This window comes from Burkholderia sp. ZZQ-2 (assembly GCF_050768715.1).
Taxonomy (GTDB): domain Bacteria; phylum Pseudomonadota; class Gammaproteobacteria; order Burkholderiales; family Burkholderiaceae; genus Burkholderia; species Burkholderia cepacia.
In genome coordinates this window covers 1-24,089 of record NZ_LDVA01000171.1, presented here as the reverse complement: position 1 = coordinate 24,089, position 24,089 = coordinate 1, and the positions used below count along the sequence as shown (strand labels likewise).

25 protein-coding genes and 1 pseudogene are annotated in these 24,089 nt (G+C 65.6%); 20 read left to right on the top strand and 6 right to left on the bottom strand.

Features of this window, described 5'->3' with window-relative positions:
- The first annotated feature begins 97 nt into the window (after positions 1 to 97).
- Genes ABY44_RS10710 through ABY44_RS10685 form a run of 6 tightly spaced genes read left to right on the top strand, consistent with a single transcriptional unit; the run spans position 98 to position 7,074 of the window.
- Entirely contained in the window at positions 98 to 1,291 is a 1,194-nt protein-coding gene (locus tag ABY44_RS10710; protein ID WP_060085387.1) for an acyl-CoA dehydrogenase family protein, read from the top strand.
- A gap of 10 nt (positions 1,292 to 1,301) precedes the next feature.
- Positions 1,302 to 3,059, top strand: a complete 1,758-nt coding sequence (locus ABY44_RS10705) for an FAD-dependent oxidoreductase (RefSeq protein WP_060170671.1) — start codon at positions 1,302 to 1,304, stop codon at positions 3,057 to 3,059.
- Complete coding sequence (locus ABY44_RS10700) at positions 3,059 to 3,577, top strand: flavin reductase family protein (RefSeq protein WP_021159417.1); 519 nt, start codon at positions 3,059 to 3,061, stop codon at positions 3,575 to 3,577. The genes ABY44_RS10705 and ABY44_RS10700 overlap by 1 nt, the downstream gene beginning before the upstream one ends.
- A 15-nt stretch (positions 3,578 to 3,592) precedes the next feature.
- Positions 3,593 to 4,645, top strand: a complete 1,053-nt coding sequence (locus ABY44_RS10695) for a ferredoxin--NADP reductase (protein WP_060170673.1) — start codon at positions 3,593 to 3,595, stop codon at positions 4,643 to 4,645.
- Between the two features lie 39 nt (positions 4,646 to 4,684).
- Complete coding sequence (locus ABY44_RS10690) at positions 4,685 to 6,271, top strand: FadD3 family acyl-CoA ligase (protein ID WP_060170675.1); 1,587 nt, start codon at positions 4,685 to 4,687, stop codon at positions 6,269 to 6,271.
- Between the two features lie 29 nt (positions 6,272 to 6,300).
- A complete protein-coding gene (locus ABY44_RS10685; protein ID WP_060170677.1) occupies positions 6,301 to 7,074 on the top strand; it encodes an SDR family NAD(P)-dependent oxidoreductase in 774 nt (257 codons plus the stop codon).
- Positions 7,075 to 7,127: 53 nt separating this feature from the next.
- On the opposite strand, the gene ABY44_RS10680 is transcribed toward ABY44_RS10685, so the two are convergent.
- Positions 7,128 to 7,853 (bottom strand): lysozyme inhibitor LprI family protein, encoded by a 726-nt coding sequence (locus ABY44_RS10680; RefSeq protein ID WP_175863280.1) that lies wholly within the window; start codon positions 7,851 to 7,853, stop codon positions 7,128 to 7,130.
- A gap of 998 nt (positions 7,854 to 8,851) precedes the next feature.
- Between ABY44_RS10680 and ABY44_RS10675 the strand changes: the two genes are divergently transcribed.
- A complete protein-coding gene (locus ABY44_RS10675; protein WP_027791761.1) occupies positions 8,852 to 9,529 on the top strand; it encodes a hypothetical protein in 678 nt (225 codons plus the stop codon).
- A 396-nt stretch (positions 9,530 to 9,925) separates the two neighbouring features.
- Complete coding sequence (locus ABY44_RS10670) at positions 9,926 to 10,162, top strand: FitA-like ribbon-helix-helix domain-containing protein (protein ID WP_021159426.1); 237 nt, start codon at positions 9,926 to 9,928, stop codon at positions 10,160 to 10,162.
- A 42-nt stretch (positions 10,163 to 10,204) separates the two neighbouring features.
- Here ABY44_RS10670 and ABY44_RS10665 read toward each other — a convergent pair whose 3' ends face one another.
- From ABY44_RS10665 to ABY44_RS10655, 3 genes and pseudogenes are all read right to left on the bottom strand, one after another.
- A complete protein-coding gene (locus tag ABY44_RS10665) occupies positions 10,205 to 10,594 on the bottom strand; it encodes a GIY-YIG nuclease family protein (protein ID WP_230948730.1) in 390 nt (129 codons plus the stop codon).
- Between the two features lie 37 nt (positions 10,595 to 10,631).
- Positions 10,632 to 10,814 (bottom strand): annotated as a pseudogene (locus tag ABY44_RS10660) (phage integrase Arm DNA-binding domain-containing protein); the annotation flags it as partial.
- Complete coding sequence (locus tag ABY44_RS10655; protein WP_155637842.1) at positions 10,807 to 11,136, bottom strand: tyrosine-type recombinase/integrase; 330 nt, start codon at positions 11,134 to 11,136, stop codon at positions 10,807 to 10,809. The pseudogene ABY44_RS10660 and the gene ABY44_RS10655, both read right to left, overlap by 8 nt.
- Before the next feature lie 214 nt (positions 11,137 to 11,350).
- Here ABY44_RS10655 and ABY44_RS10650 point away from each other — a divergent pair, with 214 nt between their 5' ends.
- Positions 11,351 to 11,623 carry a hypothetical protein gene (locus ABY44_RS10650; protein WP_060170680.1) on the top strand — a complete coding sequence of 91 codons (273 nt, stop codon included), beginning with the start codon at positions 11,351 to 11,353 and terminating at the stop codon, positions 11,621 to 11,623.
- Positions 11,624 to 11,659: 36 nt separating this feature from the next.
- On the opposite strand, the gene ABY44_RS10645 is transcribed toward ABY44_RS10650, so the two are convergent.
- Positions 11,660 to 12,160, bottom strand: a complete 501-nt coding sequence (locus ABY44_RS10645) for a hypothetical protein (protein ID WP_155637843.1) — start codon at positions 12,158 to 12,160, stop codon at positions 11,660 to 11,662.
- Complete coding sequence (locus ABY44_RS10640; protein WP_196487861.1) at positions 12,157 to 13,296, bottom strand: AAA family ATPase; 1,140 nt, start codon at positions 13,294 to 13,296, stop codon at positions 12,157 to 12,159. The genes ABY44_RS10645 and ABY44_RS10640 overlap by 4 nt, the downstream gene beginning before the upstream one ends.
- Positions 13,297 to 13,823: 527 nt before the next feature.
- On the opposite strand from ABY44_RS10640, the gene ABY44_RS10635 reads away from it, so the two are divergent.
- The 11 genes from ABY44_RS10635 to ABY44_RS10585 form a co-directional block, all read left to right on the top strand.
- Positions 13,824 to 14,234: a type II toxin-antitoxin system VapC family toxin gene (locus ABY44_RS10635; protein WP_027791736.1), complete on the top strand. Its 411-nt coding sequence runs from the start codon at positions 13,824 to 13,826 to the stop codon at positions 14,232 to 14,234.
- A 201-nt stretch (positions 14,235 to 14,435) separates the two neighbouring features.
- Positions 14,436 to 15,332, top strand: a complete 897-nt coding sequence (locus tag ABY44_RS10630) for a VOC family protein (protein ID WP_021159428.1) — start codon at positions 14,436 to 14,438, stop codon at positions 15,330 to 15,332.
- Positions 15,333 to 15,341: 9 nt separating this feature from the next.
- Positions 15,342 to 16,235 (top strand): CoA transferase subunit A, encoded by an 894-nt coding sequence (locus ABY44_RS10625; protein WP_060170682.1) that lies wholly within the window; start codon positions 15,342 to 15,344, stop codon positions 16,233 to 16,235.
- A gap of 10 nt (positions 16,236 to 16,245) precedes the next feature.
- Complete coding sequence (locus ABY44_RS10620; protein ID WP_060085381.1) at positions 16,246 to 17,043, top strand: CoA-transferase subunit beta; 798 nt, start codon at positions 16,246 to 16,248, stop codon at positions 17,041 to 17,043.
- A gap of 8 nt (positions 17,044 to 17,051) precedes the next feature.
- Positions 17,052 to 17,972, top strand: a complete 921-nt coding sequence (locus ABY44_RS10615; protein ID WP_060170684.1) for an enoyl-CoA hydratase — start codon at positions 17,052 to 17,054, stop codon at positions 17,970 to 17,972.
- On the top strand, positions 17,969 to 19,078 hold the full coding sequence (locus ABY44_RS10610) for an NAD(P)H-dependent flavin oxidoreductase (RefSeq protein WP_060170686.1): 1,110 nt from the start codon (positions 17,969 to 17,971) through the stop codon (positions 19,076 to 19,078). Before ABY44_RS10615 ends, ABY44_RS10610 begins: the two co-directional genes overlap by 4 nt.
- A 19-nt stretch (positions 19,079 to 19,097) precedes the next feature.
- Positions 19,098 to 19,913 (top strand): enoyl-CoA hydratase family protein, encoded by an 816-nt coding sequence (locus tag ABY44_RS10605; protein ID WP_034196055.1) that lies wholly within the window; start codon positions 19,098 to 19,100, stop codon positions 19,911 to 19,913.
- Positions 19,910 to 21,079: an acyl-CoA dehydrogenase family protein gene (locus tag ABY44_RS10600; protein ID WP_021159434.1), complete on the top strand. Its 1,170-nt coding sequence runs from the start codon at positions 19,910 to 19,912 to the stop codon at positions 21,077 to 21,079. The genes ABY44_RS10605 and ABY44_RS10600 overlap by 4 nt, the downstream gene beginning before the upstream one ends.
- A 35-nt stretch (positions 21,080 to 21,114) precedes the next feature.
- The gene (locus ABY44_RS10595; protein ID WP_059697337.1) at positions 21,115 to 22,185 is read left to right on the top strand and encodes an acyl-CoA dehydrogenase family protein; all 1,071 of its coding nucleotides are present in this window, start codon (positions 21,115 to 21,117) and stop codon (positions 22,183 to 22,185) included.
- The gene (locus ABY44_RS10590; protein ID WP_027791727.1) at positions 22,182 to 23,333 is read left to right on the top strand and encodes an acetyl-CoA C-acetyltransferase; all 1,152 of its coding nucleotides are present in this window, start codon (positions 22,182 to 22,184) and stop codon (positions 23,331 to 23,333) included. Before ABY44_RS10595 ends, ABY44_RS10590 begins: the two co-directional genes overlap by 4 nt.
- A 41-nt stretch (positions 23,334 to 23,374) precedes the next feature.
- Positions 23,375 to 24,089 (top strand): SDR family oxidoreductase (locus tag ABY44_RS10585; RefSeq protein WP_431641183.1); only part of this gene is annotated, 715 nt, incomplete at its 3' end.

Genomic DNA, 24,089 nt, shown 5'->3' with positions numbered 1-24,089 from the left:
GGTGGCGAGCATCGCCCGCGGCCAGGCCGCGCCGGACAACTTTGAACGAGAGCGGGGCGGGCGCCGCGGCGCAGCCCCCGTTCCACAGGAGACATTCGTGCATCGCGACAACGATTCGAACGCATTGGCTGCCACGCTGATCGCCCGGGCCGAGGCGCTGGCGCCGACGCTGGCCGGCCGCGCCGCGCAGGCGGAAGCACAGGGCCGCATCCCGGCCGAGACGATCGCCGACATGCAGGCCGCCGGTTTCTTCAAGGTGCTGCAGCCGAAGCGCTACGGCGGCTACGAGCTCGATCCGCAGGCGTTCTTCGACATCCAGATGGCACTCGCGCGCGGCTGCATGTCGACCGCGTGGGTGTACGGCGTCGTCGGCGTGCACAACTGGCAGCTCGCGCTGTTCGACGCGCGCGCGCAGCAGGACGTGTGGGGCAACGACCCGGCGACACTGATCGCGTCGACCTACATGCCGGTCGGCCGCGTCACGCCGGTCGACGGCGGCTTCCGCCTGTCGGGCCACTGGAAGTTCTCGAGCGGCAGCGAACTGTGCGAATGGGTGTTCCTCGGCGCGCTGGTGCCGCCGGCCGAGGCCGGCCAGCCGCCCGAATACCGCACCTTCCTGCTGCCGAAATCCGATTACCGGATCCAGCAGGACTGGGACGTGCTCGGCCTGCGCGCGACGGGCAGCCACGACATCGTCGTCGACGACGTGTTCGTGCCCGCGTACCGCACGCACAAGGCCATCGACGGGATGATGGGCACGAGCCCGGGCCTCGCCGTCAACGACGCGCCGCTGTTCAGGCTGCCGTTCGCGCAGATCTTCGTGCGCGCGGTGTGCACGTCGTGCATCGGCGCGCTGCAGGGCGCGCTCGACGATTTCACCGGTTATGCGGCCACGCGCGTATCGGCCAACAGCGGCGCGAAGACGACCGACGATCCGGGTGCGCAGAACGCGTGCGCGAACGCGGCCGTCGCGATCGACGAGATGAAGGTGCTGCTCAAGCGCAATTTCGCGGAACTGATGGCGTCGGTGACGGGCGGCCCGGCCGTGTCGATCGAGCGCCGCGTGCATTTCCGCTACCAGTCCGCGCAGGTCGCCGAGCGCTGCGCGCAGGCGGCGAACGCGCTGCTGCGCTACGCGGGCGGCAACGGCATCTATCACCGCAATCCGCTGGTGCGCCGCTTCCTCGACCTGCATGCGGCCCGCGCGCATTACGCGAACAACGTCGACCGTTTCGGCCAGAACCTCGGCGCCGTGATGCTCGGCCGCGAGAACACCGACTTCTTCATCTGACGGAGACGCGATGAACGACCCGCAAGCACAGCAATACGTGTTCGACGTGGTGGTCGTCGGTTCGGGCGCGGGTGCGCTGCTCGCCGCGTGCCGCGCGGCCGACCGCGGCCTGTCCGTCGTCGTGATCGAGAAGACGGCGCTGTACGGCGGCACGTCGGCCGTGTCGGGCGGCGGGATCTGGGTGCCGTGCAACCACCATATCGCCGAATTGGGCGCGACCGATTCGCGCGAGGCCGCGCGCGGCTACATCGAAGCCTGCGTGGCCGGCGCGTCGACGCCCGAGAAGCTCGACGCGTATCTCGACCGCGCGCCGGAGATGCTGCGCTACCTGGAATCGAAGACCCCGGTGCGCTACCAGTCGCTGCCGAAGTACGCGGACTATTTCCAGAAGGTGCCGGGCGCGATGCCGGGTTATCGCGCGCTCGATCCGCTGCCGTTCGACGGCGGCCTGCTCGGCGACGAGCTCGACCGGCTGCGTCCGCCGTCGCCCGGCACGCTGATCGGCGGACGTGTGGCGGTGACGTCGAAGGAAGCGCACACGCTGTTCTCGCGCGGGCCCGGCTTCATGACGCTCGCGATCGCACAGTTCGGCCGCTATTGGCTCGATATCGGGATGCGCCGCCGCACGCGGCGCGACCGGCGCCTGACGCTCGGCAATGCGCTGATCGGCGGGCTGCGCCGCGCGCTGCTCGAGCGCAACGTGCCCGTGTGGCTCGACACGCCGATGCGCGACCTGCTCGACGTGGACGGCCGCGTGACGGGCGTGCGCGCGCAGCGCTTCGGGCAGCCCGTGACAATCGCCGCGCGACGCGGCGTGATCCTCGGCGCGGGCGGTTTCGAGCGTAACCAGCCGATGCGCGAACGCTACCTGCCGCAGCCGACGCAGGCGCGGTGGAGCGCGACGCCGCCTGCCAACACCGGCGATGCGATCGCCGAAGGCCATCGGCTCGGCGGCGCGCTGGCGCTGATGGAGCACGTGTGGGGCGCACCGACGGTCGGGGTCGCCGGCGAGGAGAAACAGCGCGCGCTGTTCGTCGAACGCAACCTGCCGGGCTGCGTGATCGTCAACGGCCTCGGCAAGCGCTTCGTCAACGAAGCCGCGCCGTATTCCGAATTCGTGCCGGCGATGTATCGCGACCATGCGCGCACCGGCACGAGCGTGCCCGCATGGATGGTGTTCGACGCGCGGTTTCGCCGCAAGTATCCGTGCGGGCCGATCATGCCGGCGTCGATGATGCCCGATGCGCGGATTCCGGCGGCGTTTCGCAACGTGCTCGTGAAGGCCGACACGATCGACGCGCTTGCGGCGCGCATCGGCGTCGACGCGGCCGGGCTGCACGACACGCTGCGCGACATGGCGCGCTACGCGGCGACCGGAATCGACGAGGCGTTCGGCAAGGGCGACAACGCGTTCGATACGTATTACGGCGATCCGCGGAACGAGCCCAACCCGTGCCTCGGGCCGGTCGACCACGCGCCGTTCTACGCGGTGCGGATCGACGCGGGCGACATCGGCACGAAGGGCGGGCTCGTCACCGACGCGCTGGCCCGCGTGCTGCGCGCCGACGGCGAGCCGATCGCCGGCCTTTACGCGATCGGCAACACCAGCGCGTCGATGATGGGCGCGAGCTACCCCGGCGCGGGCTCGACGCTCGGCCCGGCGATGACCTTCGGGTATATCGCCGCCGATCACCTGGCCGCGCACGCGGCCGACGCCGGCGGCCGGCCGGCCCGGCCATCCACGACTGAACTTGACGGAGTCCAATGATGAGCGATCTCACCCCCCATCCGCTGCGCACCGACATGCTGCTCGCGATGCGCCGCCTCGCGCGCTCCGTCACGGTCATCAGCAGCGCGCACGACGGACGGCGCTACTCGATGTCCGCGACGGCGGTCGACTCGCTGTCGACCGATCCGCCTTCGCTGCTGATCTGCATCAACCGCACCGCGTCGCTGTATCCGCCGCTCGATGCGGGCGCCCCGTTCTGCGTGAACGTGCTGTCGGCCCGCCACGAAGGCATCGCGATCGACTGCAGCGGCCGGCTGAAGGGCGAAGCGCGCTTCACGACCGGCGACTGGCACACGTCGCCGCACGGCGTGCCCTATCTGCGCGATTCGCAGGCGAGCCTCGTTTGCGAGCAGGACGGCCGCTTCGAATACGGCACGCATACGGTGTTCATCGGGCGCATTCGCGAGGTGCTGATGTGCGGCGACGTCGATCCGCTCGTCTATCTCGACGGCGCCTACACGACGCCCGGCGCGCCGGTGGCCCGTGCGGCCGCGTGACGTGAGGAGCCGGCGATGAGCGATTCGCGCTTCCATCGGCTGACCGTCGCCGAAGTGATTGCCGAAAGCGACGACGCATGCTCGTTCGTGTTCGACGTGCCGGCCGCGTTGCGCGACGCATTCGCATACCGGCCCGGGCAGTTCCTGACGCTGAACGTGCCGTGCGCGGACGCGGCCGTTGCGCGCTGCTATTCGCTGTCGAGCGCGCCCGGCATCGACGCCGCGCCGAAGATCACCGTCAAGCGCGTGCGCGACGGCAGGGCGTCGAACTGGCTGTGCGACCGCGTGCAGGCGGGCGACACGCTCGAGGTGCTGCCGCCGGCCGGCGTGTTCACGCCGCGCGCGCTCGACGGCGACCTGCTGCTGTTCGCGGGCGGCAGCGGCATCACGCCCGTGCTGTCGATCCTGAAATCGGCGCTCGTGCACGGGCGCGGGATGCTGACGCTGATCTACGCGAACCGCGACGAACGCTCGGTGATTTTCCGCGACGAACTTCAGCAGCTCGCGCAGCGCCATCCCGGGCGCTTGCGCGTGATTCACTGGCTCGACAGCGTGCAGGGCATTCCGCAGCAGCGCCATCTCGAGGAACTCGCGCGGCCGTTCAGCCGGCAGGAGACGTTCATCTGCGGGCCCGCGCTGTTCATGGAGAACGCGCTGGCCGCGATGCTCGGCCTCGGGCTGCCGCGTGCGCGCGTGCATGTCGAGCGGTTCGCGTCGTTGCCCGATGCGCCGGTGCCGGCCGCGACTACGGCGGCAACGGCGACTACGGCGGCAGCATCGGCGCCCGGCGACGGTGCGGCGATCGAGACGGTGCTCGACGGCGACGCGTTCGCGTTCGACAGCGCGCCCGGCGAAACGCTGCTCGACGCGATGCTGCGCGCGGGTGTACCGGCGCCGAATTCCTGCCGGATGGGGCAATGCGGCGCGTGCATGTGCCGGATCGAGCGCGGCGAGGTCGCGCTCGACAGCAACCACGTGCTCGACGACGACGAGATCGCGGCCGGCTGGACGCTCGCCTGTTGCGCACGGCCCGCGAGCGACGCACTGCGCGTCGTGTTTCCCGACTGAGCCGATGCGCGCCGGCGGCGCGCACGGCCACCCTGATCTATGACGATGGACAACGAAATCCTGACCACGCCCGCGCTGATCGCACGGGCAGCCGCGCGCCACGGCGCGCATCCGGCGATCGAGTCGGAGCACGGCCGGCTGACCTACGCGGAACTCGACACGGCCCGCCTCGACGCGGCCCGCGCGCTGCTCGCGAGCGGCATCGAGGCCGGCGACCGCATCGCGGTGTGGGCGCCGAACCTGCCGCAATGGATCGTCGCGGCGCTGGCGATCCACACCGTCGGCGCGATCCTCGTGCCGGTCAATACGCGGATGAAGGGGATGGAGGTGGGCGGCATCCTGCACGACGGCGGCGCGCGGCTGCTGTTCTGCTGCGGCACGTTCCTCGGCGAATCCTATCCGGCGATGCTCGCGCCGCATCGGCCGGCGACGCTCGAGCGCGTCGTCGTGTTCGATGGCGAACCGCCGCCCGGCGCGCACGACGAGACCTGGAACGCGTTCCTCGCGCGCGGCGCCGAGGTGCCGCTGGACGCGGTGCGCGAACGCGAGGCACAGGTGACGCCCGACACCGTGATGGACCTGATGTTCACGTCCGGCACGACGGGCCGCCCGAAGGGCGTGATGACCGCGCACGGCCAGAACCTGCGCGCCGCGCAGGCGTGGGCGGCGATCGCCGGCGTGCGACCTGACGATCGCTACCTGATCGTCAATCCGTTCTTCCACACGTTCGGCTACAAGGCGGGCTGGCTCGCCGCGCTGTCGAGCGGCGCGACCGTGCTGCCGCATCTCGTGTTCCAGCCGGCCGACGTGCTGCGGCGCGTTGCCGACGACCGCATATCGGTGCTGCCCGGCCCGCCGACGCTGTACTACGCGCTGCTCGACGCGCCCGATCGCGCGACGCGCGACCTGTCGTCACTGCGGATCGCGGTCACGGGCGCGGCGGCGATCGCCCCGAGCCTGATCGAACGGATGCGCGCCGAGCTCGGCTTCGAGACGGTGCTGACCGGCTACGGGCTGACCGAATCGTGCGGCTTCGCGACGCTGTGCCGTCAAGGCGACGATGCGCAGACGGTCGCCTGTACGTCCGGCCGGCCGATGCCGGATGTCGAATTGCGCATCGCGGGCCCGGGCGGCGCGCCGGTCGGGCCGGACGAGACCGGCGAGATCTGGGTGCGCGGCTACAACGTGATGCGCGGCTACTTCAACCAGCCGGACGCGACGCGCGAAACCGTCGATCCCGATGGCTGGCTGCATACGGGCGATCTCGGCTGCGTCGACGCGAACGGCAACCTGAAGATCACCGACCGCATCAAGGACATGTTCATCGTCGGCGGCTTCAACTGCTATCCGGCCGAGATCGAGCGGCTGCTCGCCGCGCATCCGGCGATCGCGCAGGTCGCGCTGGTCGGCGTGCCCGATACGCGGCTCGGCGAGGTCGGGCACGCGTATGTCGTACTGCGGCCGGGTGCGCATGCCGACGCCGACGAACTGAACGACTGGGCGCGCCGCAACATGGCGAACTACAAGGTGCCGCGTTATTTCACGTTCGTCGAGCAACTGCCGACGAGTGCGGCCGGGAAGGTGCTGAAGTACCGCCTGCGGGCGGGGACCGAGGCGGCGGCCTGAGCGCCGCCGTACACGAACGGGATGAACGCATGAACGACAACGGGTTTCCGCAGGGTGCGGTGCTGGTGTTCGGCGGCAGCGGCGGGATCGGGCAGGGTGTCGCGCTCGAGTTCGCGCGGGCCGGCGTGCCGGTCGCGGTGGGCTACCGCAGCAAGGCCGACGTGGCCGAGCGGGTCGCGCGCGACATTCGCGGCGAGGGTGTCGCAGCCACCACGCACTGCGTGGACGTGACCGATCCCGCACAGGTCGACGCCGCGCTCGCGGCCGCGATCGGCGCGCATGGCCGCGTGCACACGGTGGTCTGGGCGGCCGGGCCGTTCGTGAACCAGCGTCATATCGGCGACATGACGCACGACGACTGGCGCCGCGCGATCGACGTCGAGACGATCGGCTTCTTCGTCGCGGCGAAGGCCGCGCTGCCGCACTTCCGTGCGTCGGGCGGCGGATCGTTCGTGACGCTCGGGTCGGCCGGGCATCTGCGCTGGCCCGAGCGCGACGGGTTGTCGGTCGCACCGAAGGCGGCGAACGAGGCGCTGGTGAAAGGGCTGGCGCGCGAGGAAGGGCGCTACGACATTCGCGCGAATTCGATCCTGGTCGGCGTGATCGAGACCGGGATGTTTCCGGTGCTGCTCGAACAGGGGCAGTTCGACCAGGCGTGGATCGACGAGACGCAGAAGATGCTCGCGCTCAAGCGCTGGGGGAAGGCGCACGATGTCGGGCGGGCGGCGGTGTTCCTGGCGTCGGATCGGGCTGGTTACATTACCGGGCAGCAGTTGAATGTTTCGGGGGGGTATGGGTTGTAGCGGGTGAAAAAAGCCTGCCCGGACGAGCAGGCTTTAGCGTCGCGCGAGTCGTATCAATTGTCTTGAACGTTGACATCGCCGGTTTGGGCGATCTTCGTGAGGACGCGCTTCTGGTACGCATACCACGATGTCAGACAGTCCTTGTCGCGGCAATTCTTCTCGCGAAAATTCCACTGTTTGCGTGTCCGCTCAACAAAGGCGGCCTTGTCGATGACGGCATCCTTCGCTTGTTGGTATGTCGCGGCAAGATCCCGATCTGAAGCCGCGAGATCCGGATCGTGACAGATCAGAAATTCCGGAATGGACTTGGCTTTGGCACAGTCGAAGCTTGTTTGTTGCAGCGGCGAAGCCGCCGCGTCGCTTGCGGGTTGAGTTGCCACCGGCTGAGCAACAGGCAAGTTTGCTTGTGTCGAGGGTGCCGTAGCTGCTGATTGTTGAGATTGGGTCAACGTTGACGTGTGTTGACCGTAGGGTGTCAGTTGCCCTGACATCGCGTCTTCGATCATCGCGCCGATCAGGGAATTAGGTACAACCCGTACGGTTTCAGTTTTTAGAATCGAATCACCGGCCATGGTTTGCGACTTGGCGAAATTGCAAGGGGCCGAACAGGTAATGCGATTCGAAATATTCGGATTGTCTTCATCGACGAGAAGCAGAATATAGCTGCCATCCCTGAGGCCAACATAGCGCATCATGACAAGCGCCTTCGTGGCTTTTCCTGCTCTCACATCATCTTCACTAAGCGCAGGCTCGTAACCATACGTGCCATCCTGACTCATTGCGTAGTTGTGGGAAGGGGGCGGAGGTGCAGGAGCTACCACTGGAGGCGGTTGCTGTGGCGTGGAGTTATCGCTTGACGTTCCAGGACTCGTCGCTGACGACTGAGCGCTAGTGTTGGATTGTTTCGAATCGCAACCAGCAACAATGGCTGCAACCAACAAAAGAATTGCGATGTGTTTCACAGTTTCCCCGCTAGTCGATTGGTCTTATAAATTGCCGAAGGTGGGTACGGATATTCCAGGCGGGATGCCTCGTCTGCAATTTTCCGGTTGCCGGATTGACTTATATGAATCGGCTTGGTCTTGGTCGATGGATTGTACCAAGCTGCTCCATTCGGATGGCGATCTCCAGCGGCTTTAAAGCAGCGCGTCGTCATTGCATTCAAATGAGAGACACGCGCCGGCATCCGTATTCACCCTGCATTGCCACGCGCGGCAGCGCATTGCGCCATCGGCGCGAGGTCGCACCGTTGCAACGTTTCTTCCATGCATTCCGCCGCACGCGCTCGACGGCACCGACCATTCCCCAACGCTGAAGTCCATCCCGCCTCGTTCGGCAGGCATTTGCGATATCGATGCGTGGCACGCCGGATCGCACGCTCCGGCATCGTCTGCCGAATAAGGATGCGTTTCTGAAACATTTCCTCCGATTACAACCCGCGTGAGCGTCCGTGCTTTGAGGTGACCCTTTTCCCGCTTAGGTTTGCGCCGCATGGCACGTGCCTTGCGGTTGACCCGGTGCCGCCGGCGCAAACGAATTTCGCGAGAACGACGAACGCGTCGGCGGCATGCAACGACATCGAAACAAACGGGGAATCGGATCGGGCCGCGGGCGTCGCCTGTCGCGACGTACCTGCCGCGCATGTCGTATCGGTCATGCGCATGGGCAACGTGTTCCCGATCCGTCGAACAGCAAGCGTGCTTGCAAGGTGTCGTGCCGGGGTTCGCATCACGCATGGCGACGCAGGCCGCATGCGTTGGCGAGGCGCGCCCGGCACATGTCGGGGGAGGCGCCCGTGAAAACGACAGTGAACCAATGGGCATTCGTCGCGGTGGTGTTCGCCGCGAGTGCGCATGCGCAGGAAATCTACCTGCAGGGCGGCACGCAGGGCGTGGGCATCGGCGCGGCCGTGAGCTTCAATTCGATGCTCGGTGCGCATGCGGATTTCAATGCGATCGATCTTTCGCATGACTTCACGGTGGCCGGCAATCGCTACCAGGACGACCTGAAGCTGCGCCAGGGCGGCTTGTACGCGGACATCTTTCCGTGGCGAGGCAGCGGCTTCCGCGCGACGCTCGGGCTACGCTTCAACGACGACGAGCTTCGCGGCGTATCGGTGCCGACCAATGGCACTTACGTGTTCGGCGGCAAGCGTTATCCGGCGCGGCCGGGGATGTACGCGGTGGCCGAAGCGCGCTATCCGACCGTGATGCCGTACTTCGGGATCGGCTACGGGCACCGGCCGGCGTCGAAAGGGCTGGGATTCGTCGCCGACCTCGGCGTCGCGTACGGGATACCGAAATGCTCGTACACGCTGTCGCCGGAGCTGGCGGCCGCGGCCGGGCCCGTGAAGAGCCAGATCCTGGCCGCGAGCGGGCTGGATTCGCTGCGGCAGGTGATGTCGCGCTACCGGTGGTATCCGGTGTTGCAGATCGGGATTTCGTATCGGTTCTGAGCGGCGGGGCGTCGTTGCGTGTGCCGGGCGGGGAATGGCCGGCATCGCCGGTACGGGCGGGCCAATGGATGTTGGCACGGGAGGGCCGACGACCCTCGCGAGCACCGCACGCGGAATCGGTGAATGCAGCCGTCCCGCATCGATCGGCGCGCGCCCGCGCAGGCCGTTCAGCCGTGACTAGCCGATCGGCTGTCTTTCCCGCCGTTTCGATCCGGCTTACCTTTCAAACAGCAGTTCGACGTGTCGGGCGAGCGGCGCATGCCGAAAGGGTTCATGCGGCCCGTTGCCGTTCGCTGACGCCAACCACCGTCCTCCTTCCGTTGTTGGCGATGATAGCAATGATTGCAATTCCCGGTCATGGCGCTATCATTGATATCAATCTGGAAGGAGGGAACCATGGCAAATCTACTGGTGCGTAACGTGGATGACAATATCGTTCAGAGCCTGCGCGAGCGGGCTGCGGCAAATGGCCGGAGTGCCGAGGCCGAACATCGGGCCATTCTGGCCGATGCGCTCGGCCGGCCGAAGCGAAAGACATTTGCGCAAGTGCTGATGAGCATGCCCGATGTCGGCGAAGACGCGGATTTTCAACGTATTCAGGATTCCGGCGAGGCCAGGCGTGTATTTGATTGAAGCGTTCGATTGGCCGGAAACCCTTGCCAGGCCTAGAGGTATTCAGAGTTCAGGCGGAATTTGATTGGAACTCTTCTGCACGCAGCCGTCCCCCAGGATAGCGGCCAAGGACGCATCCCACGCGCATGCTGCGGGACTTACATACGGTCTGACGGCGTTGTACACGGGCCGGAACTTGTCAATATATAGAGCCTCCAGATGGTCCAGTTCTGCCGGCTTGCATTCGATAACGAAGATCCGGTCGAAACTTTTTTCACCCTCAGATCGATGAGTCGCGATGCGACCCAGTATGTTTTTGGATTGCCCGACGTACACGATGGTGTCCTGAGAAAGCAGAAAGCAGAAAGTAGACCCCACACACATGATCATAAAAAGTTGCTCGCCTGGTGATGGAGTCAGCGTCGAGTAGGCCGCGTGCGTCGACGTAGCCATGCTTGATCGCCTGCTGCGCGTGCGTGTTGGCACTCGCATTAGCAGCCACTGCTACGTTGGCCTCCACAGCGTACTGGATCGCTTTTTCCCGGTCGTAACCGATCGAAAACGAATGTCCCGTAAGCGGGCTCCTGTAGCTGCAGTACAAGCGGCCACTGCGCTCCAGTGCATAGTGATGCTTCGGAAGTCCGGCATTCTTCAGTGCTTTTGGTCTACCCAATTCTCGCTCCGATGTTCACCCTGATTGGTTCAATTGCTCTTGCATCCGCATAGGTTTGAGCCGACGTGTCGGACATATGGCCCAGCAATGCTTTGATGTCGACGTTGCCCTGTTGGTCATAGAGCCGCTTCGAGAGGCTTCGGATTTCATGGAATGAAGGTGCATTCTCATCCGGGATACCAGCCGTCCGGCGAGCACGGGCGAACGCCTCAGATATGGCTGCCAGGCCAACGGGTGCGCCCGGTACAGTTCCGTTTTTCGTACCCGTGTAATGGATCAAATACTGGCTGATGACGCCCGTATTCTTGCGACGAGAAATCACGTCGGCGAGCGATCATTCCGATCGCGTCCAGCTGCAGCGACGTCGGGATTTCTACAACTACGCCGGCCTTCTGCCTCGCGACGCGCGCGTACTCGTGTTTGATCCATGATCGTTCCCGGCGGGCACAGGTCGATCGATCCTGCCCAGATACGAAGGCCAATAACATCGCGTTTTCCAACCAGTTCGCGATTGTGGGAGCCTGCTCGAATATTTTTTGAATGTCTCCAGCGTCAGGCAGCCGCGCTTCGTTTTGAACTTCACGCCTTCAGTGAGCGCCGCCGGATTGGTGCTCATCCAGCCAAGCGACACGCCGCGGCGGCACACGGTCACGCCGCGTGCCCGTAAAACCTTCGCCAGTGCAATCTACCCCTCTGCGATGATCGCTTCGATGATGTCGGCAAAGTGCTTCGTCGTCAGGTCGGTGCGACTTTATCCTGTCGACGATTCGCTGGCAGAGAAAAATGCTCAGATCGATTATTATATTTGAGTCAATTAAACTGAGAGGCGGTGGGTCTAGTTATTTCTAATTTTCTTTTGTTTTATAAAAACCATGATTGTAATCGATGAATACAACGTAAAATGTATTGCAGTCAAACTTCACGTTCGTGGTTTGATGAATCATTCCGTCGAGCTCAGTCGGAACGACGAATCCGGCAAGTCTAATTTCTCCTGCCAATCTAAATCTTCCCCAGTGGACGTCGTGAGGTACGTGTTTTGGAGGTGTAAAATCACTAAGTGAAGGGAAGCTTTTGTAGATCGCAAGCGTTGACCCTTTTCCGTGTTTTTGTTTTTTCCAGTAAGATAGTGGGAGGCGGCTAAATTCTACTAATTTTGAGAATAGGTCGGTGAGATCTGGTTTTTCCAGTTCACCCACTTCTTTCCCAGCTCCGTCTTGCGAGCAAAAATACGAGAAATTGAATTTGCATCGTGATGTGAGATCATTTTTTTCTGACTCAAGTCCGAATTCTGGAATCGCAGAAAGATGGTGGGTCTTTTTTGTATTTGAAAATTTTGTTTTACTCATACGTGTGGCACCCCGCCAATTTTTCCATCTTCGTATATTGGGGAAATGGGGCGATCATTGCGAAGCATGTCTCCAGGAACTTCGTCAATTCGGAATGCGAAGCTTTCGTTGTCTTGCTTTTCGACAATGTACGTGCGGTACCTGCCGAGACTGTCCATTATGCGACTGTCATGAGACGTAAAAATGAGCTGTGCATTATGAGGATTGGTATCTTCGTCCGTGAATAAGTCAATGAGTTTAGGTAGAATTCGAGGATGTAGGTGCAAATCGAATTCGTCCACAACCAGCAGGCCACCTTCGGCGAGCGTTCCGAGATAATCTGGCAGAATCGAAAATAGGCGCTTTGTTCCACTCGATTCTTCAAATGTGCTTACCTCATATTCTTTGTTGCCGATATTGTGAATGAATGTGGGGTAATATATTGGCTTGCCTTTTTCTCCCTCCCGCTCATGGATCTTTATTTTGGAAACCCCAGTGTCACAGGAGCAAATAAACGCTTCAACGAATTTATGAAATGTCGGTGCTTTTTTTAGAAATTCTGACGTTTCGTTTATGCTGGCGAGGGGTTGGTGGAATCCGCTATATGCGACATTGGTGATTATATTTGAGAAAAATGCGAATACGTCTCCGAGTATTGGGAGTTGGTATTGGTTTGCGGTCGAGATAATGGAGACGTTATTTCTTAGCTGGAGGGTCGAAAGGAGGCTAAACTCCTTTGTTGTGTGGGCTATAGCATTACCTTTTCTCTCGAAGAGAGTGACGCGTTTCGACTTGGTTCGGTGGAGAATTTCACTCAATACCTTTTCATCGGTGAGCGAGATCTCATACCTGTACGTATACTCGCCGATCTTAAATTCGGCATAGAATTCGCTGGGCTCGGTGCTATCGCCAAACGGCTCGATCGGCATCTTCGATTCCGGTTTCCAATCGAACGAGCGCGCGCCAAACCAACTCAGAAAATGAAGCGCTTTGAGGAGGTGCGTCTTACCAGCGGCATTCGCACCGTTCACTCCCATTACCGTAGCAGCTGGCCTCCCTTGGCTAATGGTGTCGGGGGTGTTTCCATCAAACCTAAAGGAGACGATGGCTCCTTCCTTAAAAGCGAAGAAGTTCCGAAATCCGTACTCGAGCAGCAAATTCCTCTCCTGGAAAGTTGGGTGTTCCGTCAAATTTGACGGAAATGTGATTATAGATGTTTCCTCAGGGGTGTCCATAGCGACCTGCACGCATCTTGCCCATATGTACCCGAGTGTATGACGATGCTTCGTCGACGGGGCCGCCACATCAATTAGGGGCGCATCATCGGTAAGTCGATGAATCGGACGATCCAATGAGAGGTGTGAGTTTTTCTGCCTTCGCACGCCCCGGGTTCGCATCTCCAGCATTGACGGCAGCAAAAACCCCACATGGCGTCGGTGGTCTGCGGCCTGTCAATTGATCTTGCATACAGCGGAACCGGCCTTCAAACCTGGTAGCCCCAGTGCGCCCTCGAAGTCCCGCGGAGCCGTGACTAGCGCAGTCGGTCTTGGATCTATTCAGAACACAAAGGTAAGCACTTGATTCTTATGGCGGCAAGATGCACACTCTGACGGGTATTTTATCGCCGAAATGTGCGTCTAACCAATTGAAATCAAAAGAAAAATTGCCGGATCGCCCAGCCTATTTGATTGATACCAACGTCATCAGTGAAATCAGGAAGGGCAAGCGAACCAACCGTGGCGTGCGGGCGTTCTTCAGGCAGGCCGCGGCGGACGCCAGCCCGCTTTACCTGTCCGTCGTGACAGTTGCTGAACTTCGCCGCGGCGTCGACCTGATCCGTCATCGCGGCGATCACCCCCAGGCGTCGGCGCTCGAGGCGTGGGTGGCAACCATCCTGGCCGGCTATGCACCGAACATCCTGCCGGTCGACATCGAGATCAGCCAGACGTGGGGGCATTTGCGCGTGCCCGATCCGACGCACGAACTCGACAAGCTGATCGCGGCCACCGCGCTGATCAACGATCTCACCGTGGTGACGCGCAACGTCGCGGATTTCGCCCGCACCGGCGTCAGGTTGCTGAACCCGTTCGACTGATCCCGGTTGCCGCGTCGCGGCAACCTGTACCGGCACTCCGTCTCCTTCCGCAGGCATGGCCCGTTCCGCCGGGCTGTCGCGCGCGCGTCTGCGCCGCTCCGATTCCCCGCCGCCTCTCGTCCCAACAGACGATGTAACACCACCCCCGGCCGGCCAGAATCCTTTCACGAACAACGGATTCTGAACCAGGAGGAGGCCGACATGATCGATGTCCGTGCGCTTGGCTATGTCGTCGTCGAGGCGACGCGCGTCGATGCGTGGCGCCGCTACGCGGAAGACGTGCTGGGCATGCAGGCGCTCGACGCGCCCGACGGCGCGTTGTACCTGAAGATGGACGAGCGCGATTTCCGCTACGTGATCGTCCCCGGATCGGCCGACCGCTATTTCGCGTCGGGCTGGGAACTGCCCGACGGCGCCGCATTCGACGCCGCGCTGGCGGTGCTGCAGCGGGCAGGCGTCGAGCCGATCCGCGCGACGCCCGCCGAAGCCGCGCTGCGCCGCGTGCAGGCGATGGCGTGGTGCACCGACCCGTCCGGCAACCGTCACGAGCTGTATTGGGGGGCGCGCTGCGATTTCCGCCGTTTCGTGTCGCCGCTGGGCGTCGCGCACTTCGTCACCGGCGACATGGGGCTCGGCCACGCGGTGCTGCCCGCGCCGCAGTTCGACGCGACCGACGCGTTCGTGCGCGGCGTGCTCGGCTTCGAGCTGTCCGACATCTATCGCGTGAAATTCACGCCCGATCCCGCGGAACCCGAAAAGCGCATCCACTTCATGCACTGCCGCAACGCGCGCCATCACAGCCTCGCGCTGTTCGAGATGGCCGTGCCGTCGGGCTGCGTGCACGTGATGGCCGAAGTCGACTCGATGGACGAAGTCGGCCGCGCGCTCGACCGCGTGGCCGCGCACGACGTGAAGATGTCCGCGACGCTCGGGCGTCATTGCAACGACCAGATGATCTCTTTCTACATGAAGACCCCCGGCGGCTTCGATCTCGAATACGGCTTCGGCGGCCTCACGGTCGACTGGTCGAAGCACGCGGTGTTCGAGGCCACCAAGGTGAGCCAGTGGGGCCACGACTTCAGCATCGGATACCGGTAAGCCAGCACGATGACGATGAAACCTCTCGACAAGACGATGTCCGCGCGCGACGTGGTCGCGCAACTCGCCGACGGCATGACGATCGGCATCGGTGGATGGGGGCCGCGGCGCAAGCCGATGGCACTGGTGCGCGAAATCGCGCGCTCGAACCTGAAGGACCTGACGATCGTCGCGTACGGCGGCGCCGATGTCGGGCTGCTGTGCGCGGCCGACAAGGTGCGCAAGGTGGTGTTCGGCTTCGTGTCGCTCGACGTGATCCCGCTCGAACCGCATTTCCGTCGTGCGCGTGAACAGGGCCGCATCGACGTGCTGGAACTCGACGAAGGGATGCTGCAGCTCGGCCTGCGCGCGGCGGCCGCCCGGCTGCCGTTCCTGCCGACGCGTGCCGGGCTCGGCACCGCGCTGCTCGATCACGCGCCGCAACTGCGCACGGTGCAGTCGCCGTACGACGACGGCGAAACGCTGCTCGCGATGCCGGCGATCGACCTCGACGCCGCGCTGCTGCACGTGAACGCGGCCGACCGGATGGGCAATACGCGCATCGACGGCCCCGATCCGTTCTTCGACGCGTGGATGGCACGCGCCGCGCAGCGTTGCTACGTGTCGGCGGAAACGGTCGACGCGTCGCTCGCGAGCGAAGACCTCGACGCAGCGAAACGCAATCCGTTCGAGCGCTCGCTCGTCACCGGCGTCGTGCACGCGCCGGGCGGCGCACACCCGACGTCGTGCGGGCCGGCCTACGGCTGGGACCTGCCGCACCTGCGCGCGTACTGCGCCAGTGCGGAAGACGATGCGAAGACGGCGGCGTACCTGCGCGACGTGGTCGGCCAGGACGAACGCCAGTACCTCGAAGGCGTCGGCGGGCTGTCGCACGTGACGACGCTGCCGTTGCCGATTCTGTAAAGGAGCGCCTGTGAGCGAATCTCTCGACCATTCCCTCGCGGAACTGATGATCGTCGCGTCCGCGCGACTCTGGCGCGACGACGGCGAAGTGCTGGCGACCGGCATCGGCACGGGCCCGCGGCTCGCGGCCGGCCTCGCGCGGCTTGCGTACAACAACGGGCTGATGCTGACCGACGGCGAAGCGTATCTCGTCGAGGAGCCGGTGCCGCTCGGCCCGCGCCCCGACGGCTACCGCGTGAAGGCGAGCGGCTGGATGACCTACGAACGCGTGTTCGACTGCCTGTGGCACGGCCGCCGCCATGCGCTCGTGATGCCGACGCAGATCGACCGTTTCGGCCAGGCCAACATCTCGTGGCTCGGCGACGACTACGCGCGCCCGAAAACCCAGCTGCTCGGCGCGCGCGGCTTCCCCGGCAACACGACGAACCACGCGAACTCGTTCTTCGTCAGCGGCCACGGCAAGCGCACGTTCGTCGCGGGCGAAGTCGACATGGTGTGCACGGTCGGCCACAACCCGGCGCGCCGGCTGCCCGGGATGAAAACCTTCGTCGACCTGCGCAGCATCGTCACCGACCTGTGCGTGATGGATTTCGGCGGCCCCGACTACGCGATCCGCGTGCGCTCGCTGCATCCGGGCGTGAGCTTCGACGAGGTGCAGGACGCGACGGGCTTCCCGTTGATCGCGCATCCGGAGCTCGGCACGACGGCCGCTCCGAACGCGGAAGACCTGCGCATCGTGCGTGCGCTCGATCCGCACAACCTGCGCGCGACGATCGTGCGCAACAATCCGGCGCCGCGCCGGGGATGAGGTTCCACATGGAAGCGACCCAGATGACGTTCGGCGACGGTGTCGTCGACTACGCGGTCGACGCCGGCATCGCGACGATCACGATGAACCGCCCCGAGTATCACAACGCGCAGAACTCGAAGATGACGTACGCGCTCGACGCGGCGTTCCGGCGCGCGGCGCACGACGACGCGGTGAAGGCGATCGTGCTCGCGGGCGCCGGCAAGCATTTCTCGGCGGGCCACGATATCGGCACGCCGGGCCGCGACATCCACGAGTCGTTCGATCGCACGTCGCTGTGGTACGACCACGTCGACAAGGACGGCGGCGAATTCCTCTATGCACGCGAGCAGGAGGTCTACCTCGGGATGTGCCGGCGCTGGCGCGACCTGCCGAAGCCGACGGTCGCGATGGTGCAGGGCGCATGCATCGCGGGCGGGCTGATGCTCGCGTGGGTGTGCGACCTGATCGTCGCGTCCGAGGATGCGTTCTTCGCCGATCCGGTCGTGCGGATGGGGATTCCGGGCGTCGAGTATTTCGCGCACGCCTACGAACTGAACCCGCGCATCGCGAAGGAATTCCTGTTCCTCGGCGAGCGGATGCCGGCCGAGCGTGCGTACCAGATGGGGATGGTCAACCGCGTCGTGCCGCGCGAACGGCTGCACGACGCGACCTATGCGATCGCCGCGAAGATCGCGACGATGCCGCGCCTCGGGCTCGCGCTGACCAAGCAGGCACTGAATCACGTCGAGGAACTGCAGGGCAAGCGCGCGGCGATGGATGCGGCGTTCGCGTGGCATCACTTCGCGCATGCGCACAACGAGCTCGTGAGCGGCGACCGTCTCGGCGGCTACGACGCGCGCAGCATGGCCAGTTCGCAGCGTCAGCCGAACGGCGTCGATCGCGGCGACGCGCCCGCACCGGTCGCCGTCAACGGAGCGGCTGCATGAGCACGACGCCTCAGACGCTTCAAAGCCCGCTGCATACGCCTTTGTGCGACCTGCTCGGCTGCCGCTATCCGATCGTGCAGACCGCGATGGGCTGGGTGGCCGACGCGCGGCTCGTCGCGGCGACCGCCAACGCCGGCGGCTTCGGCTTCCTGGCCGGCGCGACGCTCGAACCCGAGCAGGTCGAGGCCGAGATCCTGAAAGTGAAGTCGCTGACGGACAAGCCGTTCGGCATCAATTTCCACATGTTCCAGAAGAACGCGCAGCAGGTTGTCGAGCTGGCGATCCGGCACCGGCTGCGCGCGGTGAGCTACGGCCGCGGGCCGGATGCAAAGACGATCCGCCGCTTCAAGGACGCCGGCATCGTCTGCATGCCGACCGTCGGCGCACCGAAGCATGCGGCAAAGGCGGTCGAGCTCGGCGCGGACATCGTGACGGTGCAGGGCGCGGAAGGCGGCGGTCACACGGGCTCCGTGCCGACCACGCTGCTGCTGCCGAAGGTGCTCGACGCGGTGCGGGTGCCGGTGGTCGCGGCCGGCGGGTTCTTCGACGGGCGCGGGCTGGCTGCCGCGCTCGCATACGGCGCGGCCGGCATCGCGATGGGCACGCGCTTCCTGATGAGCGCCGAATCGCCGGTGCCGCGCGAGACGCTCGAACGCTACGTCGCGGTCGGCGACCCGGCGCGCATCCGCGTGTCGGACGCGCTCGACGGGCTGCCGCAACGGATGATCGACAACCCGTACCTGCTGAAGCTCGAACGCTTCGGCCCGCTGCGCCGCACGCTGTTCGCGCTGAAGACGGCCGACGCATGGCGGCGCCAGAACGGCCTGAGCACGGGCGACATGCTGGGCCTCGCGATCAAGGCGCTGCGCTCGCACGACTACACGGCGAGCCAGACGCTGATGGCGGCGAACGCGCCGTTCCTGATCCAGCGCGCGATCGTCGAGGGCCGCCCCGATGAGGGCGTGCTGCCGAGCGGCCAGGCGGCCGCGATGATCGGCGCGATCGAACCGTGCGACGCGCTGATCGCACGGATCGTCGCGGAAGCCGGCGAGCGACTCGACGCACTGGCCGCGCTGCGCGGCACGGCGGCAGCGCAGGCCGCATGAACAACATCACAGGGAGGCAATGGAGATGACAGGATCCAACCAACCGGCCGGCGCGATGCCGTTCCGGATCGATCGCGCCGACGGCATCGCCGAGCTGGTGATCGCCCATCCGCCCGTGAACGCGCTCGACGCGCAGGGCTGGCATGCGCTCTCCCGCGCGCTCGACGCGCTCGGCGAGGACGACGAGGTCCGCGTGATCGTCGTGCGCGGCGAAGGCCGCGGCTTCTGCGCGGGCGTCGACATCAAGGAGCTGGCCGCCCATCCGGAGCGGATCGTGGCGGTCAACGCGGGCAATTACGAGACGTTCCGCGCCGTGCACCGCAACCCGAAGCCGGTGATCGCGGCCGTGCACGGTTTCGTGCTCGGCGGCGGGATCGGCATCTGCGGCGCGGCGGACATCGTCGTCGCGGCCGACTGCGCGCGCTTCGGCGTGCCCGAGATCGACCGTGGCGCGATGGGCGGCGGCGCGCACCTGCAGCGGCTGTTCGGCGTGCAGAAGGTGCGCGCGATGTACTTCACGGGCGAGATGATCGACGCGGCCGAAGCGTACCGGCTCGGTGCGGTCGAGCAGGTCGTGACGCGCGACACGCTGCGCGACGCGGCGCTCGCGCTCGCCCGCAAGATCGCGGACAAGAGCCCGGCGATGGTGCGGCTCGCGAAGGAGGCGCTGAACGGCGTCGAGGACGGCGATCTCGAGGACAAGTACCGCTGGGAGCAGGGCTTCACGCTGCAGGCGTACATGACGAACGATTCGACCGAAGCGCGCGCCGCGTTCGTCGAGAAGCGCGACGCGCGTTTCGATGCGCAGGCCACCGTCGAGGAGGCACGCGCATGAACCTGACCTACACGCCGCAGCAACAGGCGTTTCGCGCGGAGATCCGCGAATGGCTCGCCGCGCACGTGCCGCGCGAGCGGCTGCCGAGCTTCGACACCGAGGAAGGCTTCGCCGCGCACCGCGAATGGGAGCGCACGCTGCACTCGGGCCGCTGGAGCATGGTCACGTGGCCGCGCGAGCTGGGCGGGCGCGGCTGCGACCTGATCGAGTGGCTGATCTTCGAGGAAGAGTACTGGCGTGCCGATGCGCCGATGCGCGTGAACCAGAACGGCATCTTCCTGCTCGGCCCGACGCTGATGGATTTCGGCACCGCGGAGCAGAAGGCGCGTTTCCTGCCCGCGATGGCGGCCGGCGAGCACGTATGGGCACAGGGCTGGTCGGAGCCGAATGCGGGTTCCGACATGGCCGCGATCCGCACGACGGCCGCCCGGATCGGCGACGAATACGTGTTGAACGGCCAGAAGATCTGGTCGACGCGCGCGGTGTGGGCCGACTGGCTGTTCGGGCTGTTCCGCAGCGACCCGGAATCGTCACGCCACCACGGGCTCACGTTCCTGATGGTGCCGCTGTCCGCGCCGGGCATCACGGTGCGGCCGATCCGCCAGCTGAACGGGCAGACGGGCTTCGCGGAAATCTTCTTCGACGACGTGCGCGTGCCGGTCGAGAACCGGCTCGCGGCCGAAGGCGCGGGCTGGCAGGTCGCGATGGCGACGGCCGGCTTCGAGCGCGGGCTGATGCTGCGTTCGCCCGCGCGCTTCCAGCGCACCGCGCAGGCGCTGCGCGACCTGTATCTCGCCCACCGCGACAGCGCGGATCGCGATCCGACGCTGCGCGAGCGCGTGGTGCAGGCGTGGATGGATGCGCAGGCGTATGCGCTGTCGACCTACGCGACCGCGAGCCGGCTGCTGAAGGGCGGCCATATCGGCGCGGAGTCGAGCACCAACAAGGTGTTCTGGTCGGAACTCGACCTACGCATGCACCAGACCGCGCTCGACATTCTCGGCGCGCACGGCGAGGTCGTCCCGCAGACGGCCGCGCAGCACGCGACGCTCGGCCACTGGCTCGACGGCTTCCTGTTCGCGCAGGCCGGCACGATCTACGCGGGCACCAACGAGATCCAGCGCAACATCGTCGCCGAACGGATGCTCGGCATGCCGCGCGCATGACGGCGCCGGCGCCCCCCTCACTGAACGGACATCGTATGGATTTCGTATTCGATGAAGACCAGGAAGCGCTCGCGGACAGCGTGAAGCGCCTGCTGATGACCGAGATGACGCCCGAGCTGATCCGCGAGCTCTGGGCCACGCCGACCGGGCGTTCGGACGACCTGTGGGCGCTGTTCGCGTCGCAGGGGCTGACCGCCGTGTCGGTGCCCGAGGCGCACGGCGGCCTCGGCCTGAGCGAAGCGGAATGGGCGCTGCTCGCGCAGACCTACGGTTACTTCGGCAGCCCCGAGCCGCTGCTCGACACGGCGCTCGTCTCGGCCGGCGTGCTCGCGCGGCTGCCGGCGAGCGACTGGCGCGACGCGCTGCTGCGCGACATCGCCGAAGGGCGCGCGCGCGTCGCGCTCGTGCATCCGGCGAACCCGTATGCGGCCGACGTGCACGTCGCGCAAACGCTCCTGTGCGAGCACCGTGGCGAGCTGCACCGCGTCGATCCCGCGCAGTGCGCATGGCGCGCGGTGGACAGCGTCGACCCGTCGCGGCGGCTGTTCACGCTCGACTGGGAACCGTCGGCGGCCACGCGCATCGCAGGCGCCGACGAAGCCGCGCCGCTGCTGGACCGTGCGCTCGACCACGGCGCGTTCGCGGTCGCCGCGCAACTGCTCGGCCTCACGCAGCGCGTGCTCGACGTCGCGATCGACTACAGCGCGCAGCGCAAGCAGTTCGGCAAGGCGATCGGATCGTACCAGGCGCTCAAGCATCTGCTTGCCGATGTCGCGATCCGCTACGAGTTCGCGCGGCCGGTGGTCGCGCGCGCCGCGCAGGCGATCGCCGACGATCACCCGCAGCGTGCGGTGTTCGTGTCCCACGCGAAGCTCGCGGCGACGTCGGCCGCGCAGCTCGCCGCGCGTCACTCGATGCAGGTGCACGGGGCGATCGGTTACACGTGGGAGCTCGACCTGCAGATCTTCATGAAGCGCATCTGGGCGCTCTCCGGCAGCTGGGGCGACAGCGCGTTCCACAAGGCCCGCGTGGCCGACGCGATCCTCGGCGACGCGTTGCCGATCGGCCCCGCGCAGACCTTCGACCTCGAGGAAACCCGTCAATGAAACAAGCCTATATCGTCGACGCGCTGCGCACGCCGACCGGCCGCCGCAAGGGCGGGCTCGCGCACGTGCATGCGGCCGACCTCGGCGGCTTCGTGCTGAAGACGCTCGTCGAACGCAATGCGATTCCCGCCGACGAATACGACGACGTGGTGTTCGGCTGCGTCGACACGATCGGCCCGCTCGCGGGCAACATCGCGCGCACCTGCTGGCTCGCGGCCGGGTTGCCGCTGCAGGTGCCGGGCGTGACGGTCGACCGCCAGTGCGGCTCGTCGCAACAGGCCGTGCATTTCGCCGCACAGGCCGTGATGAGCGGCGTGCAGGACGTGGTGGTCGCGGGCGGCGTGCAGACGATGACGCAGATCCCGATCTCGTCCGCGATGACCTGCGCGGCGCCGCTCGGCTTCGACGACCCGTTCTCGGGCAGCACCGGCTGGCGCGCGCGCTTCGGCGACGCGCCGGTGTCGCAGTTCGTCGCCGCGCAGCGGATCGCCGATCACTGGAACCTGTCGCGCGACGCGATGGAGCGCTATGCGCTCGAAAGCCACCGCCGTGCGGTCGCCGCGATCGAGGCCGGGCATTTCAAGCGGGAAATCGTGCCGCTCGAAGGCGTGCTGCACGACGAGACGCCGCGCCCCGACACGTCGCTGGAAAAGATGGCGACGCTCGAGCCGCTGACACCGGGCGGCTCGCTGACGGCCGCCGTCGCGAGCCAGACCTGCGACGCGGCCGCGGCGCTGCTGATCGTGTCGGAGGACGCGTTGAAGCGCTACGGCCTCACGCCGCGCGCGCGCATCCATCACTTGAGCGTGCTGGGCGACGATCCGCTGTGGATGCTCACCGCGCCGATCCCGGCGACCCGGGCAGCGTTGAAGAAGAGCGGGCTCGACTGGTCGCAGATCGACGTCGTCGAGATGAACGAGGCGTTCGCGTCGGTCGCGCAGGCGTGGCTGGCCGATACGCGTTTCCCGCATGAAAGGACCAACCCGAACGGCGGCGGCATCGCGCTCGGCCATCCGCTCGGCGCGACCGGTGCGCGGCTGATGACGACGCTGCTGCACGAACTGGAACGCACCGGCGGCCGGTACGGATTGCAGACGATGTGCGAAGGTGGCGGCCTCGCGAACGTCACGATCATCGAGCGCCTGTGAGCGCGTCACTTTCACGATCTCACGATCCAAGAGGCACCAGCATGGGAATCTGTAACGGACGCACCGTCATCATCACCGGCGCGGGCGGCGGGCTCGGGCGCGAATATGCGCTCGCGTTCGCGGCCGAAGGCGCGGCGGTCGTCGTCAACGACATCCGGCACGAGGCCGCGCAGGCCGTGTGCGACGAGATCGCACGACGCGGCGGCAGCGCGCTTGCGAATGCGGACGACATCACGCGCGTCGAAACGGCGCAGCGGATCGTCGACGCGGCCCGCGAAGCGTTCGGCGATGTGCACGTGCTCGTCAACAACGCGGGCATCTGCCGCGACAAGATGTTCACGAGCATGACCGAAACCGACTGGGACGACGTGATGCGCGTGCATCTGCGCGGCCACTTCTGCCTGTCGAGCGTGCTGGCGCGCGTGTGGCGCGATGCCGCGAAGGCCGGCCACGCGGTCGACGCGCGGATCGTCAACACGAGTTCCGGCGCCGGCCTGCAAGGCTCGATCGGCCAGTCGAACTACGGCGCGGCGAAGGCCGGCATCGCCGCGCTCACGCTGATGCAGGCGGCCGAGCTGCAGCGCTACGGCGTGCGCGTGAACGCGCTCGCGCCGGCCGCGCGGACGTCGATGACCGAAGGCGTGTTCGCCGACATGATGAAGAAGCCCGAGGACGGCGGCTTCGACTATTTCGACCCGGCCAACGTCGCGCCGCTCGTCGTGTGGCTCGGCAGCGCGCTGTCGGCCGACGTGACGG

Excerpts from the sequence above, each read along its gene's own strand:
- ABY44_RS10625 (WP_060170682.1), top strand. The coding sequence starts at position 15,342 with ATGACGATGAAACCTCTCGACAAGACGATGTCCGCGCGCGACGTGGTC.
- ABY44_RS10670 (WP_021159426.1), top strand. The coding sequence starts at position 9,926 with ATGGCAAATCTACTGGTGCGTAACGTGGATGACAATATCGTTCAGAGC.
- ABY44_RS10600 (WP_021159434.1), top strand. The coding sequence starts at position 19,910 with ATGAACCTGACCTACACGCCGCAGCAACAGGCGTTTCGCGCGGAGATC.
- ABY44_RS10630 (WP_021159428.1), top strand. The coding sequence starts at position 14,436 with ATGATCGATGTCCGTGCGCTTGGCTATGTCGTCGTCGAGGCGACGCGC.
- ABY44_RS10645 (WP_155637843.1), bottom strand. The coding sequence starts at position 12,160 with ATGAGTAAAACAAAATTTTCAAATACAAAAAAGACCCACCATCTTTCT.
- ABY44_RS10705 (WP_060170671.1), top strand. The coding sequence starts at position 1,302 with ATGAACGACCCGCAAGCACAGCAATACGTGTTCGACGTGGTGGTCGTC.
- ABY44_RS10700 (WP_021159417.1), top strand. The coding sequence starts at position 3,059 with ATGAGCGATCTCACCCCCCATCCGCTGCGCACCGACATGCTGCTCGCG.
- ABY44_RS10690 (WP_060170675.1), top strand. The coding sequence starts at position 4,685 with ATGACGATGGACAACGAAATCCTGACCACGCCCGCGCTGATCGCACGG.
- ABY44_RS10610 (WP_060170686.1), top strand. The coding sequence starts at position 17,969 with ATGAGCACGACGCCTCAGACGCTTCAAAGCCCGCTGCATACGCCTTTG.
- ABY44_RS10590 (WP_027791727.1), top strand. The coding sequence starts at position 22,182 with ATGAAACAAGCCTATATCGTCGACGCGCTGCGCACGCCGACCGGCCGC.
- ABY44_RS10685 (WP_060170677.1), top strand. The coding sequence starts at position 6,301 with ATGAACGACAACGGGTTTCCGCAGGGTGCGGTGCTGGTGTTCGGCGGC.
- ABY44_RS10675 (WP_027791761.1), top strand. The coding sequence starts at position 8,852 with ATGTCGGGGGAGGCGCCCGTGAAAACGACAGTGAACCAATGGGCATTC.
- ABY44_RS10680 (WP_175863280.1), bottom strand. The coding sequence starts at position 7,853 with ATGAGTCAGGATGGCACGTATGGTTACGAGCCTGCGCTTAGTGAAGAT.
- ABY44_RS10615 (WP_060170684.1), top strand. The coding sequence starts at position 17,052 with ATGGAAGCGACCCAGATGACGTTCGGCGACGGTGTCGTCGACTACGCG.
- ABY44_RS10665 (WP_230948730.1), bottom strand. The coding sequence starts at position 10,594 with ATGGCTACGTCGACGCACGCGGCCTACTCGACGCTGACTCCATCACCA.
- ABY44_RS10605 (WP_034196055.1), top strand. The coding sequence starts at position 19,098 with ATGGAGATGACAGGATCCAACCAACCGGCCGGCGCGATGCCGTTCCGG.
- ABY44_RS10695 (WP_060170673.1), top strand. The coding sequence starts at position 3,593 with ATGAGCGATTCGCGCTTCCATCGGCTGACCGTCGCCGAAGTGATTGCC.
- ABY44_RS10595 (WP_059697337.1), top strand. The coding sequence starts at position 21,115 with ATGGATTTCGTATTCGATGAAGACCAGGAAGCGCTCGCGGACAGCGTG.